Raw genomic sequence first — 20,566 nt, 5'->3', positions numbered from 1 at the left:
GGAATTAAAATGAAGAAAATACTGCTGGTTATTACAACATGCTTAATATCACCTTTACTGCTGGCAAAGTCAGTACAAGTAAAATCACCCGATGGCAACATTGTTGTCACAGTTAATGATGACAAAACCCCTAATTACCGTATCGATTTCAACAACGAAGGCGCCATTGAAGCATCCCGTTTAGGGTTAAGGTTTCAAAAAGCTGCCGAGTTAGGGTTAGGGTTTGCCATTACCGACACTCAACGCAACACTGTTGATAGCAACTGGCAATTACCTTGGGGTGAACGTAAAAATGTGCGTGATCACTACAATGAGTTGTTAGTCACTTTTTCACTAGATCGCCAATCAGCAAATACCTTTAATGTCCGTTTTAAAGTGTTCAATGATGGTATCGGTTTTCGCTATGAAGTCCCCAGTCAGCCGGGTTTAGATGGCAACATTGCCATTACCAATGAATTAACAGAATTCAATGTTGGTCAGCCTGAGCAGACGACCGCTTGGTGGATCCCATCACGCGGCTGGAATCGTTACGAATATATTTACCAAACGACTAAGTTGATCGATGTTGATCATGTACACACACCATTTACCTTTAAACTCGCCAATGGTCATCATTTAAGTATTCATGAAGCGGCATTAGTTGATTACGCAGGCATGACCTTGCAAAAACAACGTGGTGGCAGCTTAAAAGCTGATTTAACCCCTTGGTATGATGGCATATTAGTCAGAAAAACAGCCGGTTTCACCACCCCATGGCGTACCGTACAAGTCAGTAAAGATGCCGTTGGTTTATTGAACTCTGACTTAATTTTAAACCTCAATGAACCGAGTAAGATTGAAGACACCTCTTGGATTGAGCCAAGTAAATACGTTGGGATTTGGTGGGGCATGCACGTTGGTGAAAATACTTGGGGCAGCGGTGACAAACACGGCGCAACCACCAGTGAAACCAAACGCTACATGGACTTTGCTGCTAAATATGGTTTTAAAGGCGTGTTAGTCGAAGGTTGGAATATTGGCTGGGACGGCCAATGGTACGACAACGGCGATGTATTTAACTTTACTAAAGCATATGATGACTTTAATATCAAAGCGATCACCGAATATGGCTTAGCTAAAGGTGTTCGTTTAGTCGGTCACCATGAGACTTCAGGTAATGTAACTAATTATCGTAACCAAATGGAAGATGCTTTTAAGTTGTATCAACAGCATGGGGTTCGCCAAGTCAAAACAGGTTATGTTGCCGATGGCGGAAAAATCAAACGGATTGATGAAAATGGCATTGCACGTATGGAATGGCACGACGGTCAGTTTATGTCAAACGAGTACTTGTACAACATCAAATTAGCAGCTAAGTATCAAATCAGTATTAATACCCATGAGCCAATTAAAGATACCGGCCTACGTAGAACATATCCTAATTGGATAGCTCGAGAAGGCGCAAGAGGACAAGAATATAACGCTTGGGGGTCACCACCAAATCCACCATCACATACGGCAATTTTACCTTTTACTCGTATGCTATCAGGGCCGATGGACTTTACGCCAGGCACATTCGACATGGCCTTTAAAGGCTTAGGTGCAGATACCGATCGCCCACAAACCACCTTAGCAAAACAATTAGCCTTATACGTGGTAATTTATAGCCCGATCCAAATGGCATCAGACTTACCTCGTAATTATGAAGCAAACTTACCAGCGTTTCAGTTTATCCTTGACGTGCCCACTGATTGGCAAGAGAGTAAAGCCATCGCGGGGGAAGTTGGTAAATACGTAGCATTTGCCCGACAAGAGCGAGATGGTGATGATTGGTATTTAGGCGCCCTTACCAATGAAGATGCGCGAACACTAACGCTCTCTTTAGATTTCTTAGATAAAACTAAACGCTACCAAGCACAAATCTATCGTGATGGTGAAAAAGCGAATTGGGTTGATAATCCGTACGAGATGATCATTGAACAAAAAGAAGTCTCAGCAGCTGATAGCTTAACCTTACCTTTGGCAACCAGTGGCGGCGCAGCAATCCGCTTTAAAGCGCTTAACTAACGTGTAACTGAATTAGGTTTAACATAATGACAACGAAAGCCCCCATAGCAAAGCACAAGCCTAAATTAAGTTTTTGGCAGATCTGGAACATTAGTTTTGGCTTTTTAGGTGTGCAATTTGGCTTTGCATTGCAAAATGCCAATGCCAGTAGGATCCTTTCAGATTTAGGGGCAGATTTACACTCTCTGTCATTATTCTGGCTAGTCGCCCCCATCATGGGGCTGTTAATTCAACCCATTGTTGGTGCCGCATCAGACCGCACATGGAACCGCATTGGTCGACGCAACCCATATATCTTGTTAGGTGGTATTGCTGCAGCTATCGGCATGTTATTAATGCCTAATTCTGCCACCATCGCCAGCTTTATTACGCCACTATTTTTTGGCGCTATGATGCTGGCGATTATGGACGCTTCCTTTAATGTGGCGTTTCAACCATTTCGCGCCTTAGTGTCAGATATGGTACCAGATAGCCAACGAACCCTTGGCTATTCCATTCAATCATTTCTAATCAACATTGGCGCAGTTTGTGGCTCAATTCTACCTTTTGTATTAACCAATATTATTGGCCTAGACAATACCGCACCAACCGGTGAAGTAGCGCCATCAGTGATATGGGCCTTCTATTTAGGTGCCAGCGTCATGTTTGGTTCAGTATTATGGACAGTCATTAGAACGAAAGAATACGCCCCTGGGCAATACGGGTTAACCACACCAGATGCACTGCCGAGTGAGCGTTCTATGTTCACTAAATTATCGGAATTTTTCGGCTTGATGAAATCAATGCCTGATACCATGAAAAAGCTTGCTGTTGTGCAATTTTTCTCTTGGTTTGCATTGTTCATTATGTGGGTTTATACCATGCCAGCCATTACCCAACACATTTGGGGAGTGGAGGCAAAATGGTTTGATCCCGATTATTTAGCTACTATCGCACAAGTTCCTGCTGATATTGCTGCAGCAAAAGGCGCAGCGGGCGATTGGGTTGGGATCATCTTTGCTGCCTATTCGCTATTTGCCGCTATCTTTTCGGTATTTTTAGCGAAGATAGCCAATAAGCTTGGACGAAAACTTACTTACGCCTTGTCATTAATGGCTGGTGGAATCGGTTATATCAGTATTTTCTTTTTACACGATACAACACCTACAACGGTTAATTTACTGGTGACTCAAGTGCAAGTGCCACAAGCAGCGGTCGCATTATTTGTACCTATGATTGGCATTGGTATCGCATGGGCAGCCATTTTAGCCATGCCATACGCAATTTTAGCGGGCAGTATTCCAGTGAAAAAAACGGGAGTCTATATGGGAATTTTTAACTTTACCATCGCGGCACCGCAAATTGTCTCAGGACTATTCGCTGGCTGGATATTAACAGCGTTATTTAATAATCAAGCGATATACATTTTGATGATGGCGGGTGCGTCAATGCTATTCGCGGCGATTTCCGTCTACTTTGTCAAAGATGGTGTTAGTACCAGTGCTAGCGAGATTGAGGCTGATCCAACCAACATAGCGTTATAACAAAGCTTTTTTTGAACACCACAATTTGAACACCATAAAAAAACAAAAGCCATATCAAGATGATTGATATGGCTTTTTTAATAGGTACATGGGTGCATAACCAAGCAAAAGGTAAACGTTACTCTTTTACTTAGCTACCACAGGATTTACGAACAATTAATTTGGTCGGCATTAACACGGTTTCAGGCGTTTCGCCTTGGATCAAAGCGATTAAATTATCCACTAATAAATTACCCGCAAGTGTCGTGTCTTGTTTGGCGGTCGTTAAGCCAGGAATGGTAAAACTTGCCACGGCGATATCATCAAAACCAACCACTGCCACTTGTTCAGGAATTTTAATGCCATGTTCTTGCAAAGCGCGCATTGCTCCTATGGCAATAAGATCGCTAGCACCAAAAATTGCATCAAATTCAATGCCTTTTTCAAGTAACTGACACGCGGCTTGATAGCCTGATTCTTCCACTGAAAATGCATCAACCTGTAGCTCGCTATTGACGGAAAGCTTATTGTCAGTCAGCGCCTGACAAAAACCATGGTAACGATCAAGAAATTCTGGTGAATGACTCGATGCATCGCCCAAAAAGGCAAACTTAGTACGACCATTTTTTATTACGTGCTCCGTCACCTGATAACCGCCATGAAAATTATCACACCCTACAGAGATAATTTTGTCATTTTTCACTTGTGCGCCCCAACGGATAAAGTGCGTATTTTGCTCACTTAATTTCAGCAATTTGTCTTCGTAATCAACAAAATCACCATAACCGAGTAGTATCAAACCATCGGCTTTCTTACTGTCCTCAAAATCGGCGTGCCAATCATCACTTAATTGTTGAAAAGACACTAATAAATCGTAGCCCTTTTGCGCGCATGCACGAGTAATACTGCCGAGCATAGAGAGAAAAAATGGATTAATTAATGAATCATCATTGGTAGGGTCTTCAAACAATAGTAAGGCTATAGTGTCACTCTGTTGAGTACGTAAACTGCTGGCATGTTTATCAACTTTATAATTTAATTCCTGGGCAATCGCTTGTACTTTTTGGCGTGTCTCTTCATTCACTAACGGACTATTTCGTAATGCACGAGAAACGGTAGATTGTGACACCCCTGCTCTATAGGCAATATCAAATGATGTTGCTTTAGACATTAACTTAACCTCAAAATGATTCCTAGCTAAATAGTACCTGAGAATTTAGCTAAGTACATTATTCTTATAAAATAAATATCAAGGTCTTATCATTTTTCGTGATAGCAAACGAGCCTTATTGTAGATGATTTATAATCGTCGTCATTAATAGCTGGTGTTCTATTGGCTTGCCAACATAACCATCAAAACCCGCTTGTTCATAGGCTTTAACATCGTACGACATCACATTGGCGGTCAAGGCAATAACGGGGAGATCAGGGTACATCACTTTTATCTGTTTGCAGGCGCTGATGCCATCAAGCTCTGGCATTTGGATATCCATTAATATTAAATCAGGCACACGCTTATCAACGGCAAAAAGCGCTTCTTTACCATTATTGGCAAGGACAATATTTGCCCCCGCATCAGCCAACATCGTTTTCACTATCGTTTGATTAATACGATTATCCTCGGCAACTAAAATGACCTTTTCACTGAGATCATATTGTTTATTTTCTATTTCAAGCGTTTGACTGTCTTCACTCAGGTCCTTTTCGATGGGGATTTTTACCGTAAAGGTTGAACCAACATCAGGTTCACTTGAGACTTCAATCTCACCCCCCATCAACTCAATTAACGAATAAGTGATCGACATACCGATCCCGGTACCACGATATCGTCTCGTGATAGAGTTATCTGCTTGCTCAAATCGTGCAAATAAGTTGTCAACGGTTTCTTGCGTCATGCCGATACCAGTATCGGTAACAATAATCACTAGTTGCCCTAGCTTTTCCACATAAGAAGTCGAAATCACTACAGCCCCAGATCTGGTGAACTTTATCGCATTAGAACCAATATTAAGTAACACTTGTCGAATACGATCGGCATCACCAATCCAATGTTCGTGCTCAATATGGTTAATCGCTTTAAATGAAATCGCTTTATCTTTAGCGCTAAGAAAAATCTCACTTAAGGTTTTATCCAGTAGCTCCTTTAAGTTAAAGGTATGCAGACTTAACGATAATTTACCTGCCTCAATTTTAGAAAAGTCGAGAATATCGTTAATGACTGTCATCAGGCTTTTAGTTGAGTAGATTGCATTATCTAAATAGGTTTTAGCCTGTGTAGATAATGGTTCTTGAGCTAACAACTGCAAATTTCCATAGACCCCATTCATTGGTGTACGAATCTCATGACTGGTATTGGCTAAAAAAGCACTTTTCGCTTTATTAGCTTTATCCGCTTGCTCTTTCGCTTGCTTAAGTTCACGCTCGTAGGCTTTTCGAGCACTGATCTCACGCGTAACTAGTACATAATTCATTTCACCATCTAAATTGACTTCACTGACAATCAATTCTATCGGGAATGCTCTATGCGAAGGCGTTGATGCGCTGAACTCGCGCGCTAAACCAAAAAACTTTTCTTCAAAAATATTATCATCTGGCGTAATTGGCTGGATGATCTGATCAATATTCTTTCCTAATACTTGTTGATGCTGATAACCAAACAATTGTTGGGCAGAAGGAGAAAAAAACTTAATGATACCTTGATGGTTGCACACCATAATACCATCAGTTAAACACCGAAATACCGCTGTTTGCTGCTCTTTGGAGATCCTCAACTGCTTAGTGGTCAGTGCTACTTGTTTGTTTAAGTGATCTCTTGCACGTTTGACCTTTTCATTGATAATACTTTCATTGGCAAAAGCGAACCACAAAGCAACACCATAAGCCAATAAACGTAACAGATGCCAGCCCCACCATGAAATATCCCATAAAACGGACTGCTCGAACATAATGGCAGCCATACCAAACATAGTGCAATGTAAAACAAATAATAAATCATCCGTTTTACGATGCATTAAGTAGGTTAAATATAACTTCAGCGCTGCCGCTAACAATCCAATGCCACCAGCAATATTTAAAAAGGTAGCTATTGGCGTAAAACCGGATTGATTCACCATCAAGGGTAGCTTTGAAGATAAAGCTATCGACAATATGGCATAAGTGACGGTGATAAAAATCACACTAACTAGCCATGTTTTCTTTAACTTATCTCGCCATTTATCAGGCAATGCCATGGCAAAAAATAACAAACCACCAACAAACGTTGCATTAGAATGTAGCCAAACAAATAGCTGACCTGATGGCACAATGGCATGAACTAAATCTAATATTCCCATCGCTGATAACGCACCAGCTATGACATAATTATAACTAGTCCCTCGCCCTTTTTTTTCTAAGATCAGCAACATATAAACAACAAAAAAGGCGATAATGGAGCCAGCGACTTCGATTGCACTGTGAAAAGGCACTTGTTGCCAACGCCAATCTTCCAATATTGTCTGGGCAAGAGCAAGCACCGACAAATGCACAATAGCACTGACAAGGATAATACTAATAATAACCTTTCTAGTAATAGGGTTAATCGTATTCAAAAGTGTTAACTTATTGTTATTTATATAGTCAAGTGTAGACCTTTTTATTTAGTTCACGCAAATAGCATTTGTGCTTGATTAGCTGCATCGATCAAATAAAGAAAAAATAGTCACTCTTGACAGAGGTGAAAAAAAAGGAATAGAAAACGCAATTAAGCCCAGTTAAACAAGGCTTAATTGCGTTAGGCATTAACTGGTTATGGGCATATTCCCACACTTGAGTTACTATCATGGACCAGTAAGCCCGAGACGTCACTCACACAAAAATTAACACTCACGCTGCCACTGGCACTCGCACTGGTTAATAATTCTACCTTGCCATTTTCATCGGTAGTCCCTGTCACCGATTCACTAAATGTACCTGAAAAGCTCCCAGCAACAGAATACCCAGCCGCTGGCGCACCTAAGTTATCTACCACAGTGACCGTCACTTTACCGTATTTCTTACCTTTACCGGCACTAACAGTGCCTGTGGTAACATTACTGACAACAACTGATGTCGCAACTTCTTCACCAGTACCTCCTCCCATATTAGTGCCATAAATATCAAAGTTATCAAGGTAGTATGTATCGCTGCTAAACGCATTAGGATCAATCAATAGAATAACACTATTAACATCTGTATCAGCCGTTGCACCATCAATACGATCTTCAAGTTCAAACTTTAAGCGCTGCCATGTGTTTTGTGCAGTGGTGTGGGCAATATATTTTGAATGACGACCTGTTGGATAATTGTCAGGAGTTGCCGTATTGGCATTTTCTAATTGCACCAATATTTCTGTACCAACTGGCGCTGCTGTATATAGGTCTAAATAAAATGCTTTGTTCCCTGATATAAACGGCGCAACATCGGCAATCGCTGTAGTATCAGCCGCAATAACATCCCATTGAGAAGCCGCATCGCGAGTATGTTTAAGAACAAAAGTGGAACTATTGATCGCATCTGGAGCTGGGTTCGCCGTATTAGGCTCAAAGGTTCCAGTCCAACTTGTGTAACTCAAATGACGATTACTATCAAAATCATCCAACACAGTTTCTTGTACTAATTCAGGTGAAACATGCACATCCATCGACAGATTTTCACTGCCACAACTATTGGTCACCGCTACTGAGACTGTGCCAGAGGTTGTGCCCCAATTAACTGTCAGGCTATTGCTGCTAGAAGTTTCTCCCGTAGGCGATGTCCATGAGTAGCTACTACCGGTACCCGCTTCATCAATCACCTGGTAAGTGACACTACTGTTCGGTTCAACAATATGCTCACCAGATAAAGATGGCTGAGCAAAGTCATAAACTCGTACATAATCCACTTCCATCGTTTGCGGCAACATACTATCGTCAACGACACCACCAATACTGCCACCAACGGCTAGATTCAATAAAAAATGATATTGATAATTTTCAAAAGTCCAATAAGCAGAGTCACTCATATCGGCGGGTGTCTTAACCGAATATAAGATGTCATCAATATACCAACGGATTTCATTAGGTTCCCATTCAACGGCATATTCATGAAAATCTGCTGACCAGGCGTCTGGCTGCTTTAAAATTCTACCACTAGTCCATTCATTATCAGGCCAAGCTTGACCATAATGGATAGTACCAAAAGCAAACATATCTGCTTGTCCTGTAGCCTCCATAATATCGATTTCACCACTGGCAGGCCAACCCACATCAGGATCTGTCGGCAACATCCAAAAAGCTGGCCACATCCCCGTACCGTTAGGTAATTTTATTCTCGCCTCAAAGCGCCCATTCGTCCATTGACCACCATTAGGCATGTTAGCGGTACGAATACGCCCAGATGTATAGTTTTTCGATTTAACCCGTTGCTTTTTAGCCGTAATGGTTAAAATACCATTGCTGACGGTATTGTTTTCCGCTTGATATGACTGCAACTCATTGTTTCCCCAACCACAGATACCGTAACTACAACCATCCCCAGTCATCACTTCCCATTTTGACGTATCTAATGATGTACCATCAAATTCATCAGCCCAAACGGGCGTTGGATTTTGACACTGTTGTGCTAATACTGTATTTGAAAAGAATGAAACCCCTAATGGAATGAGTACCTTAGCAAGGCTATTTATTTTAATTTTATGCATGTTATGCCTCTTTTTTGATTTTATCGAGAGCCATCCTTCTCCCTCAGGAAGCGCTTCCAATCTTAGTTTTTAACAATAAGCGTATCGATATACTGAAACCTTATTGTGTCATTGATTTTATTTCTGGAAGCGCTTTCATAATAGTAATGTTGTTGATTAAATAACAACCTAATCAATATAACTATTTAGATTTCTTTATATTTTTTAGCGATAACAAAAGAATAAGCACAGATAAGTAATTGAATTTTATATTAACAACTGTAGATGAGCCGTCTATGAATTAAGAGAAGAGTATTCTAGATAATTATTACGTCCTGTCGCTTTAACGGCATACATAGCTTCATCGGCATTATGGAGTAAAGTTTTACCATCTTCGCCATCATTTGGAAAAAAGCTCACTCCAATACTACAACCTACCCTCAAGGTGTGCCCAGCAATGTTAATCGGCTGATTAGTGCATTGTATCAACTTATCAGCGACTATATTTACATCGGTACTCTGGTTGATTTCATCCAATAAGATAATGAACTCATCACCACCAAAACGAGATACAATATCATTACCGCGCACACTCCCCTGGTAACGTTGAGCAATTTCTCTTAACAGTTCATCACCAACTTCGTGGCCATGTACGTCATTAATGGGTTTGAAGTTATCTAAATCAATAAACAATACAGCAAATACGGTTGAATAACGTTTTGCTCGCTCAATTGCCCGCTTTAATAAATCATTAAACAAACTTCGATTCACGAGACCTGTCAGAAAATCATAATGCGCCATTTCACGTAGTTTATTTTCTAGCATGATATGTTCACTAATATCAGTATACGTCATTACTACATGACTAATGCTGTGGTTCTCATCTCGTATGGCATTAACACCAAGCTGGACATGAAGTTCATTACCATCTTTTTTATAACCAATAACGTCTCCTTGCCAAGTACTTTTATCTTCAATATTTTGCCATACCTTATGATGGAAGTTATCCTCAACTCCTTCTTTGATTAACATATCTGTCTGCTTTCCTATCACTTCTAGCTCTGTATAGCCTTTCATGCGACACCAAGCGTTATTCACCGCTAAGATCTCTCGGTTATTATTACAAATTAAAATACCATCACTACTGGCATTAAATACCGTTGCTAATAATTGTTCGTCCTCATGTGCTTTTCTTATTTCGGTATGATCAATAATGAAGCAAATCCCCCTTTCTTCATCACCGTCAAATAACGCAGCACCGACGTATACAGGTACCAAGGATTTTCCATCATAGTGGATAAATTCTTTTTCAAATGGAGTGCAATAGCCTTGTTTAGCAATTTGCTTCAAAGCAACTTCATCACGCGCATAACCAGATTCAGGTGTTAAATCACGCCAATTTACTCGACCATTGCTCAAATCAAGTCGTGAGTAACCAATCATGTTCAAAAATGCATCATTAGCATCGAAGATCTGACCATCTAAATGCCACTCAATAATACCTAACATCTCTGTGCGATAAAGCGCTTTAAACCGACTTTCACTGATCAATAACTCTCGCTCGGTTTTTTCAATACCTAAGCCAATCCTTCGGCTAATGTATAAAATGACACATAACATGAGCCCCATAGAAATTAGCGTTATCCAGCTCAGTAAATTTTTAACCCAACGAGCGCCTTCACTCAGTACAAGAGAAAATTGAATTTCTAACTCTGATAACTGTTGGTTTAATCGATATAATTCATCTAATAGATCAGCAATGGGCTGATTATTTTCTCCAACTTTGGCTTGACGGATTTGTTCACCAATGGCTTGTAATTTGATAATTAAAGCATCCGCTTCAGTCCAGAGTTCAATAGCTTCTCTAACATAAGGGAATTGATTAAAGCGTTGATAAAATTGGATCATGCCGGGAATATCATCAATATGATTTTCCCCTTGGAGAAAGGCAAGGGTAATTTGTTGTCTGTCTGGTTCCGCTGCCATTAATAACATGCGGGCTTGGCGATCACCCAAAGGCACGTTTAGTTTATCGAGATAGGCCTGATAGTCTTGCTCATTTCCCATGGCAACATACTTTTGCAAATAAAATACCGCATCTTTTTGCGCTTTAGCATATAGACCTTCACCACGAACATAGCTTCGCACATTATTCATCACATCCGCTTGTATACGACCAATAATATGTAAGAACACATTGACCAGAACAAACAGGCCAATGATAAGTAAGATGCGCTTGCGCATTGTGAAGCTATGCTTGGAAATAACTAACATCCTTTTATTCTTATTCACTGATAAATTAGCACATTTTATTGCACAATCAACCAATTATATTTTCAGATATAACATTATAAGCTTAGTGCTAACTGTTTAAATTTACCAAGTGACCTTCAACAAGCTGAAGCTGTATGCAAAATGAAAAGCAAAAAAGTGATATTAATTATAGTACTCTGTATAAAGAATCGCGAAGTATGATTGAAGGTAACAAAATACAGAAAGTGAAATGAGTCAGGGTAGCAAAGCAGACACCACTGATAATGCTCGCTAAACGTTAGAAAGCCGATTATTTGATATCGGCTTTCTATAAAAGATATTTATTATCTTTTAGCATCAAGCGCTTGCTGAATTTTATCTAAATCATCACTGGTAAACTCACCTTTTTCAATTAACTGAACGAGCATATTGGCTTTCATGCCTTTTTGTTGAATTTTCAACACCCGTTGCTCTTCCCCACCCTTAAAATGTTTGATCACTTTATGAGCAACACCATCAACCACTTCGTGTTCGTCAATTTCAACCACTATCACTTGCTCATCCCCATTGCTACTCTTCCAGTGGAGTTGATCTTGAGGATCGTTTGAATGATGCACACGTAATACATTGCCATTAGTTGATAAATTGGACAGACTTTTTATCAATTGCTCACGCACTTCATCCGGCAGTTCAACTAAAGCTTGCCTAAGTGCTGTTTCATCAGTTAACTGCTCGTGAGTTAATGTTAAATCGCTCACCTTTCCGTCCACATCCACATAAACATTAACATCTTCGCCTGAGGATTTGATAATTTCCACACGCTGTTCATGCAAAACATCTTCGCCAATACTGGCGATAGCTGACATACTACCCATGGCTCCGATAACCGAAAAAAGTACACCCAGTGCCGTTTTACTACATTTTTGATTGAGAAATTTCATTTTCTATCCTTAAGCATATACAGTTGCTATAAATTAATGTGTCATCCGGTGTTTTGCTATTTTTATACCAAGCGAGTAAAAACTATAACTATCAATAAGGTAGCTAAAAATTGAACTATCTTATTAAGGGATAAACCCTGATATCCGGAGTTTACTTTCCTGATATCGGGATATTTAACAGATTTTACTGAGCAAAATAATGGTGAATCAGGTAACTAGTTGTTATTTATTACTATTATCAAAGCAACTAATTGGCACTATATTTGATAATGTATGATTAACTAAATTACCGAGCCTTTTTATGTCATTACGTCGTTATTTATTTTCGCTAGTAGGCACCCTGATTATTTTATTTACCCTGATGCAACTTGCTTTGCTGTATTGGCTAGAGCAGAACGTTCAAGCAGATGTAATGACAAATGTTAAACGCATTAACGAAACAGCCTTAGATTTAGCCTTAGATAAAGTCTTTATTCATCAAGATGAGCAAGTATTGATAAAAAACGGAGTTGTTGACACAGCTAAAAGCCAATTATCTCAAACGGAGCAACCCCCTTCCGCTGCACAGACAGACACAAACATTGAAGTACTGGCTTTCAAAACCCCAATAAACACAGGTCAACAAACAATCATTGAGATAGAAGCTTCAAGCCATGCCCAAGTAAACGATAGCGCTGAACACCCCGAAGATAAACATAACGCTAAAACAACACCCCATATCAGTAAACGAGTGTTGCGCAAAGAATTTAAGCAGCAAATCGAGAAAATTTTAACTCATCAACTGCCTAACGTACCGAAAAATGCTAATTCCACCATAGTGGTCAAAGATGGTGAAATTAAACAACACTGGATCACTGAGTTTCCCATCGTAGCGCCAGATAAAACCAGCCGTTTAATTCAGTCGATGCAATACAGTTTGATCTTAGGAGCAGTCGTTGCGTTATTCTTTGCCTATTGGTTAAGTGTACAATTTAATCGCCCGTTAAAAGCCTTAGCCAATGGTTTTAAACAATTAGCCAAAGGTAATTATCAACATCAAGTCAATGTAATTGGCGTACAGGAAATACGTACGACCATCACACAATTTAACCAAATGACTAAACGACTCGATCAGCTAAGCAAAGCCGAACAACATCACCAAGAAATCGCCCATCTGGCTGAACTGGGTGAAGTCAGCCGAGGTTTAGCCCATGCATTACGCAACCCGATGCACACCATAGGGTTAGCCATTGAACAATTACAAGATAAGGATATTGCCCCAGCACAAAAAACTAAGTTATTAACGACGATTCAACATAAAATTACCAATATTGAAAAAAGCATTAAAGCCTTACTGACACTCACATCATCAGGTATAGATAGAACCGATATTATTCCGCTACGGGCGATTATCCAAGATATTATTTTAGAGTATAAATCGGGACAAAACCTACCAATCAATTTTGATGTTCACATAGATAGCAACATGATCATTCATGGCGCAGAATCAGAGGTAAGAAGTATTTTACACACGGTTATTATCAACGCCTGTGAAGCCTCTATGCCAAATGATACCGTGTTGATTAATGCCGATATGGCTGGGTCAAAGCTTTGTGTTACTGTGGTTGATCATGGCAAAGGCATTGATGAAAAAATTGCTTCGCAACTTTATCAACCCCATGTATCAACGAAACCAGAAGGTGCAGGTATGGGATTATATATTGCCAAACGTTTAGTATCGCTTCATTATCAAGGCGATATAACATTAACCAATAACCCTGCTGAGCAATCAGATAAAGGTTGTACTGCCAAAGTGACTTTTGCCATGGGTGCATTGCAATCAGTAGCGCCGACTCAAACGAATAATGAAAAACCGTATGAATAGTAATAATCGAATACTTGTGGTTGAAGACGAACCAGAGCAACGCCAGTTAATTTGCGATATTTTAACCGCCAGTGACTTTATCGTGATCAGTGCTGATTGCGTTGAACAAGCAATATTACAATTAAAAAAACAGCCCTTTGATGCTGTTTTTTCCGATTGGAAATTAGGCGAGCTATCGGGTATCGATTTACTCAACTATGTAAAGCGCAACTTTCCAGACCTTGGGTTTGTTATCGCTACTGCATACGGCACTATTAACCACGCCGTAGATGCTCTTAAAAAAGGGGCTGATGATTATTTACCTAAACCTTTCAAACGCCAAGAATTACTATTAACGATTGATAAAGCTTTAAAAGCGAGTCACCTACGCCAACAAAATAAGCAACTGTCAGCACAATTGAGCGAACAACATCAATTAGTAAGCTTAGTCGGCAAAGCTCCTTGTATGCAGAAGGTGTATCAACGTATCAATAAAATTTCTGCCACCAATGCGACAGTTTTAATTCTCGGTGAAAGTGGTACAGGTAAAGAGCTTGCCGCACGAGCATTACACGAAAGCTCTCCTCGTAAGAATGAAAAATTTATCGCAATAAATTGTGGCGCAATTGCCGAGTCAATTGCTGAAGGCGAACTTTTTGGCGCTGAGAAAGGCGCTTATACCGGCGCAAACACACTAAAAATTGGACGTTTTGAAGCAGCGGATCACGGCACTGTCTTTCTTGATGAGATTGGTGAACTTTCACCATCATTGCAGTCACACCTGCTTCGTTTTCTACAAGAAGGCTGTATCAACCGATTAGGTAGCAATGAAGAGATCAAACTTGATGTTAGGGTGATAGCCGCAACTCATCGCAACTTAGAGGATGATGTCAAACAAGGAAAATTTAGAGAAGACCTATTCTATCGCTTAAACGTGGTACCGATTCACATGCCAGCCTTACGAGAAAGGCAACAAGACATCGCTTTACTAGCCGATCATTTCATTCAACAGCATGCCAAGCAACATAACTGTCCAGCCCCTCAGTTATCCTCGGCCTTATATCGCCAATTATTAGACTACCATTGGCCTGGCAATGTCAGAGAATTATCCAATAGAATCGAACGATTTGTGTTACTTGATGATGAGCAGGAGCTAGTACAAAACTTTGCTCACGCAAACAAAGTAACACAAGATACGAAAAAGCTCCCCGATTTTACTTTTCCAGAGGCGGGCTTTAATTGGGAACATTTTGAGCGATATTGCTTATCACAAGCACTCACTATTAATCAGGGTAACAAAACCAAAGCAGCGAAATATTTACAGATGTCATACAAAGCGTTTTTGTATCGATTAGAAAAATATCAAATAATAGTTTGATAAATGATAAAGCGATAATATGCTAAATGTTAATACTGATTATTGTTAGCCAAGGAAAAAGAAAGAGATCAGCTAATGTTTCCATCTGCGAGCCAAATACTTTCAGCAACAAAGGGTAAACTTTGGCCCATTTCCATAGTAACTGTCCTTGCAATCATAGCCCTTGGCATTTTTCAGGATTATCTGCACTCTCAGAGGAATGGCATTTCTTTCTTTTTCTCAGAGTCTTTGTTATTTAAAAGCCTATGGGTGATTTTCCCGCCCATTTTATTGTTGCTAAAACGCGAGTTACAAAAACAAACAATAAACTCTCCTAGTCGAATGGTTATAGCACTTGTCGTTGCCACATTGGCTCACCTAATTCTGGTGCCATCAACTATTTGGAGTTTATCGACGATTTTTCGAGAACAATCTTATGGCTTTTACAAAGTACTGACATACACCCTAGCCAATGATTTACTTAAAATAATAGTAATCTATGGCGCATTTATCGTGTTGTTTAAATATTTTGCCAACAACCAAAAAGCATCTCCTCTAGCCAGTGAACGACACTCTCAACCACAAGATTCGATATCGGATTTTATTACCGTTAATTCAGGTAAAAATAATCACATAATCAAGCTGGCAGATATCATATATATTCAATCTGCGACTCCCTATGTCACTATTCAAACAGCACAAAGACAACATCTTCATTCAGCAACGTTAAAGTCTATTATGCAAGATTTAGATGCACGCTTTATCAGAATTCACCGTTCGATGATCGTTAACCTAGATAAGGTACTTTCCTATCAATCAAGACTCAATGGTGACTATGATTTAACTCTTCAAGATGGCTCTGAAGTGAGATTAAGCAGAAATTTTGTTAAGGAGTTCAAAGCAGAATTCAAATCGACTCATCAGCTTAAAAGATAAACTCATCGCTTTAGCTCATTTACCATTGACGCCGATAAACCCTAATGTGATTTTTCAATCATCATTCACATTTTATTGAGGTCGGCCAATGGGCATCAAAAACACGGCCACTGATTATGGCTCAATTGCTAAGTGGTTTCACTGGCTCACTGCACTACTTTTTTTAGTGTCTTATTGTGCGATTTATTATCGGGAATGGATCGCAAAATCAGACTTTGAAAGCTGGCTAACCATTCAACTTCATTTATCTGTCGGTATTAGCTTGGCAGGCATAGTATCACTTAGAATTATTTGGCGAATATTAAACCGCCCCCCAAAAAATGATGTCATATCAGGAAGGCAGCAACAACTTGCCCGCTTAGTACATTTTGGCCTGTACTCTATGATGTTTATTATGCCATTAAGCGGTTATTTATCGATAGCCAACTATCTCTCCAGTGGTAAAGGACAAATCGATTATTTTTTTATCTATCCCATCACTATGTTCGAGAATGTTGAGCTATTCAATTTTATCGGCATCACACTGGAGCAACTCGAGCAGCCTGCAGAGCTCATTCACGAGGTGATAGGAAGATGGATTCTCAGCACATTTATTGTCGGTCATATCGCCGCAGCGCTATATCACCACTTTATTAACAAAGATAACACTTTAATTAGAATGACTTTTCAAAAAAGTTAACTTACATCGAAAGGAACCATTATGTTCAAAACTTCTTTATTCACATTATTTTTAGCATTTTTCCTTAACGTCACTTATGCAAACGAGCCAGTTATCGGCGGCCCTTGTCAAGGGTGTGAACTTGTCTTTGTTGGTATGCCAAAGCAATTAAGCACTGAATCGACAATAGGACCTGCCAATGAAAAAGGTGAGAAAATGACAGTTAATGGCAAGGTCTACCAGCTAAATGGTATGCCAGCAAAAGGGATTGTTGTTTACGCATATCAAACCAATGCAGAAGGTTTTTATCCTAAAAGTACCACTAAGCATGGCGGACTGCGGGGTTGGGCGCTTACTGATAACAAAGGACGCTACTCTTTTAGCACAGTTCGCCCAGCAGCGTATCCAAAGCGCGGTATCCCTCAACATATTCACTTACACGTAATAGAACCGAATAAAGGTACTTATTATATTGATGATGTGACTTTTAATGATGACCCTTTACTCACTCAACAATATAAGCAAAGTCGCCCATGTAGAGCAGGATGTGGATTCAGCACTCCCGAAAAAAACACTCAAGGGGTATGGACTGTCAATCGTGATATTTTTCTAGGCAAAGGCATACCTGATTATTAACAGCACTAACCATTTATCAGGATAACCAAGGCAGCGAAGTACTACAGATATTTACTAAGCGTTTTATTATCAATCATAAAATAATTATCAAACACTTAGGTTAAGCAACGACTAAGAAAGCATACTAAGATTTACTGTTGATAGTTAAGTTGTCAGTTACCTTCTCTAAAAGCAGCCTCTAACCTTCCTATCGCCTTAAGCACTATCGCTCAAGGCGACTCTCTTTACTGATAAAATCATTATGCAACATCTAAGAGTCATTTCCTCCACAAGAACGTCTCATCAATGCTACAAAATGCTACAAAAAACCCCCAGTTAAGATGTCGTTATTTACTGACTTTTATGGTTAATTAAAGTTAGTCGAATAAATATTCACAAATTTAGAATGAATATAGGCTAAAAAAAATTATAACAATAAAACTAGGAGGTTAAATGAAACATTTAACAATACCAGGAGTACTGTTTGTCGCTGCAGCCACGGCACTAAGTGGTTGTGCAAAACTTGATGGCAAAGTAACTGTCGGGGGAACACTAAACTCAAAAGGCGGTGCAGGAAATGCCGTTTTAACGGCTAATGCATCGCGCTGTGACGATGAAGTAAAAGGTCAGGCAACGTACAAAGACCAAACAGCGTTAGATTGGCAAAATGTTGGTGGCGTAGCTTTTAATGCAGAAGTTTACGATGCCGGTTTTTGTTCTGATCAACCTGTACACCCAGATCACATCGGAGATTCGACAAAGCATTGTCGACAAGATGTTTGTACAGGAGGAATGTATCAAGCAGATTTTACTTATAAATCAACCAATTCAAAAACACCTGGTGAAGGCAAAGGTTTTATTTGCATGATAGATACCGGTAACGGGGTAAGCTCAGGTTTTGGTGCGACAGGTTTGTTAAAAACAATGCAAATCGAGTCAGGTCCATATCAAGGGTACAGCAATGCAGGCACTATGTCTGGCAACGTTCAAATTAGTGCTTGTCCTTCTGATAAATCAAATAAATCTTAGGAGCCGATATGAACTTTACCCATAAAAAAACAATGATTGCCGCCAGCATTGCTACTTTATTTAGCTTTTCTAGTTTAGCAACAGAACCCGTTCGCATGGTACTAGAAGCGAAAGCTAATAGTGTTGCTGAAATTAAACAAAAGTTAAATGATATTGGCGTACAAATTAATAAGGAACTACCAACACTAGATAGTTTCGCTATCACTCTAGAGCGTGAACAACTTGCTGATATCGCAAATTTAAATGGTGTTAGTGCGTTCTACCCTGATGTTCCACGTAAATTGATGTCTGAAAGCGGCACTGAATTAATTCCTTATGGTTTACCTATGGTGCAAGGGGATCAAGTCACTTACCAAGGTGGAAAAAAGGTTTGTATTATCGATAGTGGCTATTCCTTAGGTCACCCAGATCTTCCTGTAAATAACGTTGACGGTGCCAATGATGGGGGTGCAGGTTCTTGGTATGAAGATCAATTAGGTCACGGGACTCATGTGGCAGGTACGATTGCGGCGTTAGAAAATAATCAAGGGAGTGTTGGTGTTGTCTCCGATGAGTCTCTGCCAATGCATATTGTACGTGTTTTTAATTCTCGTGGTGAATATGCCTATGCATCCGATATTGCTGGCGCAATTGAAGATTGCCAAGCAGCGGGTTCCAATATCGTATCCATGAGTTTAGGCGGATCATTTTCTAACCCACTAGAAGAACGTGCGATAAATCAATTGGCTCGCGATGGGGTTCTAATGATTGCAGCAGCAGGTAACGCAGGTCAAGCTCAACATTCTTATCCTGCGTCTTATGATAGTGTCGTTTCGGTTGCCGCTATTGATGATCACAAAGTGCATGCGCCATTTTCACAACGCGCAAGCCAAGTTGAACTAGCGGCCCCTGGCGTCAGTGTATTTTCAACGGTACCAGAAGGACGAGGTCATCGCGACAACCCAGCAATGACAGTCGAACAAGACGGACTTATTTTCCAAGGCTTTGGTATGAACTCATACACCAATGAACTCCCCGATGGCACGGTCAGCGGTGAGCTAGTCGATTGTGGAATTGGTGATGAAAGCTGTGGTGATGTTACCAGTAAAATCTGTTTGTTCGAGCGTGGTGGTTTTCATCCATCAGAAGTTGAAGGTGGTTGGCCAACCCCGATAACATTCGGAGATAAAATCAACCAATGTGCAGAAGATGGTGGCGTTGGCGCTATCATTCGAAATCATCTACCGGGCCCAATACCTGGCACTGTAGATAATATTTCAATCATTGCTGGTACGGTAACTATGAAACAAGGGTTAACATTACTGGAAAATGTCGGTAAAGAAACAACTATTACCGTTCATAGCTATCCAAACCATAGTTTCAAATCAGGTACATCAATGGCAACGCCGCATGTCTCTGCTGTTGCTGCGGTTGTTTGGAGTAACTTCCCAGAATGTTCTGCAACAGGTATTCGATTAGCATTACAAGCTTCCGCTGAAGATTTAGGCGAAACAGGTTACGACCACAAATATGGTTGGGGCTTAGTACAAGCCAAAGATGCTATAGACTACATCCAAACCAATGGTTGTAAAGCGCCAAATGGTAAAATTTATGGTGGTGATGGCACTCCTCGATAAACTTAACCAATAAACGATTGTTTCTATCTAGAGGAACAAAATCATTTACCTGGGCTCTCATTGTTCAGAAAAGTAAAACCCCAGCAACTTTGCTGG

General features: G+C 40.0%; 14 protein-coding genes. 9 read left to right on the top strand and 5 right to left on the bottom strand.

All coding sequences use genetic code 11. From position 1 onward, the window contains the following. Positions 1–9 precede the first annotated feature (9 nt). Together IV514_RS02505 and IV514_RS02500 are read left to right on the top strand one after the other, a co-directional pair. Positions 10–2,046, top strand: coding sequence for a glycoside hydrolase family 97 protein (locus IV514_RS02505; RefSeq protein WP_206483323.1), 2,037 nt, complete (start codon positions 10–12; stop codon positions 2,044–2,046). 44 nt (positions 2,047–2,090) lie between these two features. Next, positions 2,091–3,569, top strand: coding sequence for an MFS transporter (locus IV514_RS02500; protein WP_206483998.1), 1,479 nt, complete (start codon positions 2,091–2,093; stop codon positions 3,567–3,569). Between the two features lie 130 nt (positions 3,570–3,699). Here the strand turns inward: IV514_RS02500 and IV514_RS02495 are convergent, their stop codons facing one another. The 5 genes from IV514_RS02495 to IV514_RS02475 form a co-directional block, all read right to left on the bottom strand. Continuing rightward, positions 3,700–4,719, bottom strand: coding sequence for a LacI family DNA-binding transcriptional regulator (locus IV514_RS02495; protein ID WP_206483322.1), 1,020 nt, complete (start codon positions 4,717–4,719; stop codon positions 3,700–3,702). Positions 4,720–4,834: 115 nt separating this feature from the next. Then, the gene (locus tag IV514_RS02490) at positions 4,835–7,135 is read right to left on the bottom strand and encodes an ATP-binding protein (RefSeq protein WP_206483321.1); all 2,301 of its coding nucleotides are present in this window, start codon (positions 7,133–7,135) and stop codon (positions 4,835–4,837) included. 197 nt (positions 7,136–7,332) lie between these two features. Continuing rightward, positions 7,333–9,243: a family 16 glycosylhydrolase gene (locus IV514_RS02485; RefSeq protein WP_206483320.1), complete on the bottom strand. Its 1,911-nt coding sequence runs from the start codon at positions 9,241–9,243 to the stop codon at positions 7,333–7,335. Between the two features lie 273 nt (positions 9,244–9,516). Continuing rightward, positions 9,517–11,466, bottom strand: coding sequence for a sensor domain-containing diguanylate cyclase (locus IV514_RS02480; RefSeq protein ID WP_206483319.1), 1,950 nt, complete (start codon positions 11,464–11,466; stop codon positions 9,517–9,519). A 353-nt stretch (positions 11,467–11,819) separates the two neighbouring features. After that, the gene (locus tag IV514_RS02475; protein ID WP_206483318.1) at positions 11,820–12,416 is read right to left on the bottom strand and encodes a hypothetical protein; all 597 of its coding nucleotides are present in this window, start codon (positions 12,414–12,416) and stop codon (positions 11,820–11,822) included. Positions 12,417–12,717: 301 nt separating this feature from the next. Here IV514_RS02475 and IV514_RS02470 point away from each other — a divergent pair, with 301 nt between their 5' ends. The 7 genes from IV514_RS02470 to IV514_RS02440 all read left to right on the top strand — a co-directional run bounded on the left by IV514_RS02470 (position 12,718) and on the right by IV514_RS02440 (position 20,470). Beyond that, positions 12,718–14,280 (top strand): HAMP domain-containing sensor histidine kinase, encoded by a 1,563-nt coding sequence (locus IV514_RS02470; protein WP_206483317.1) that lies wholly within the window; start codon positions 12,718–12,720, stop codon positions 14,278–14,280. After that, positions 14,273–15,637: a sigma-54 dependent transcriptional regulator gene (locus IV514_RS02465; protein WP_206483316.1), complete on the top strand. Its 1,365-nt coding sequence runs from the start codon at positions 14,273–14,275 to the stop codon at positions 15,635–15,637. The genes IV514_RS02470 and IV514_RS02465 overlap by 8 nt, the downstream gene beginning before the upstream one ends. A 75-nt stretch (positions 15,638–15,712) precedes the next feature. Next, positions 15,713–16,552 (top strand): LytTR family DNA-binding domain-containing protein, encoded by an 840-nt coding sequence (locus tag IV514_RS02460; RefSeq protein ID WP_206483315.1) that lies wholly within the window; start codon positions 15,713–15,715, stop codon positions 16,550–16,552. An 88-nt stretch (positions 16,553–16,640) separates the two neighbouring features. After that, positions 16,641–17,231, top strand: a complete 591-nt coding sequence (locus IV514_RS02455; protein WP_206483314.1) for a cytochrome b — start codon at positions 16,641–16,643, stop codon at positions 17,229–17,231. 21 nt (positions 17,232–17,252) lie between these two features. Beyond that, the gene (locus tag IV514_RS02450; RefSeq protein WP_206483313.1) at positions 17,253–17,846 is read left to right on the top strand and encodes a hypothetical protein; all 594 of its coding nucleotides are present in this window, start codon (positions 17,253–17,255) and stop codon (positions 17,844–17,846) included. Between the two features lie 432 nt (positions 17,847–18,278). Next, positions 18,279–18,854, top strand: a complete 576-nt coding sequence (locus IV514_RS02445; protein ID WP_206483312.1) for a hypothetical protein — start codon at positions 18,279–18,281, stop codon at positions 18,852–18,854. An 8-nt stretch (positions 18,855–18,862) separates the two neighbouring features. After that, a complete protein-coding gene (locus tag IV514_RS02440; protein WP_206483311.1) occupies positions 18,863–20,470 on the top strand; it encodes a S8 family serine peptidase in 1,608 nt (535 codons plus the stop codon). The last annotated feature ends 96 nt before the right edge of the window (positions 20,471–20,566 follow it).

Source organism: Thalassotalea sp. G2M2-11, assembly GCF_017168195.1.
GTDB lineage: Bacteria > Pseudomonadota > Gammaproteobacteria > Enterobacterales > Alteromonadaceae > Thalassotalea_E.
Note: the sequence above shows the minus strand (reverse complement) of the source record. Positions and strands in the feature narration are given on the sequence as shown.

Excerpts from the sequence above, each read along its gene's own strand:
- IV514_RS02505 (WP_206483323.1), top strand. The coding sequence starts at position 10 with ATGAAGAAAATACTGCTGGTTATTACAACATGCTTAATATCACCTTTA.
- IV514_RS02495 (WP_206483322.1), bottom strand. The coding sequence starts at position 4,719 with ATGTCTAAAGCAACATCATTTGATATTGCCTATAGAGCAGGGGTGTCA.
- IV514_RS02485 (WP_206483320.1), bottom strand. The coding sequence starts at position 9,243 with ATGCATAAAATTAAAATAAATAGCCTTGCTAAGGTACTCATTCCATTA.
- IV514_RS02480 (WP_206483319.1), bottom strand. The coding sequence starts at position 11,466 with ATGCGCAAGCGCATCTTACTTATCATTGGCCTGTTTGTTCTGGTCAAT.
- IV514_RS02475 (WP_206483318.1), bottom strand. The coding sequence starts at position 12,416 with ATGAAATTTCTCAATCAAAAATGTAGTAAAACGGCACTGGGTGTACTT.
- IV514_RS02470 (WP_206483317.1), top strand. The coding sequence starts at position 12,718 with ATGTCATTACGTCGTTATTTATTTTCGCTAGTAGGCACCCTGATTATT.
- IV514_RS02465 (WP_206483316.1), top strand. The coding sequence starts at position 14,273 with ATGAATAGTAATAATCGAATACTTGTGGTTGAAGACGAACCAGAGCAA.
- IV514_RS02460 (WP_206483315.1), top strand. The coding sequence starts at position 15,713 with ATGTTTCCATCTGCGAGCCAAATACTTTCAGCAACAAAGGGTAAACTT.
- IV514_RS02455 (WP_206483314.1), top strand. The coding sequence starts at position 16,641 with ATGGGCATCAAAAACACGGCCACTGATTATGGCTCAATTGCTAAGTGG.
- IV514_RS02450 (WP_206483313.1), top strand. The coding sequence starts at position 17,253 with ATGTTCAAAACTTCTTTATTCACATTATTTTTAGCATTTTTCCTTAAC.
- IV514_RS02445 (WP_206483312.1), top strand. The coding sequence starts at position 18,279 with ATGAAACATTTAACAATACCAGGAGTACTGTTTGTCGCTGCAGCCACG.
- IV514_RS02440 (WP_206483311.1), top strand. The coding sequence starts at position 18,863 with ATGAACTTTACCCATAAAAAAACAATGATTGCCGCCAGCATTGCTACT.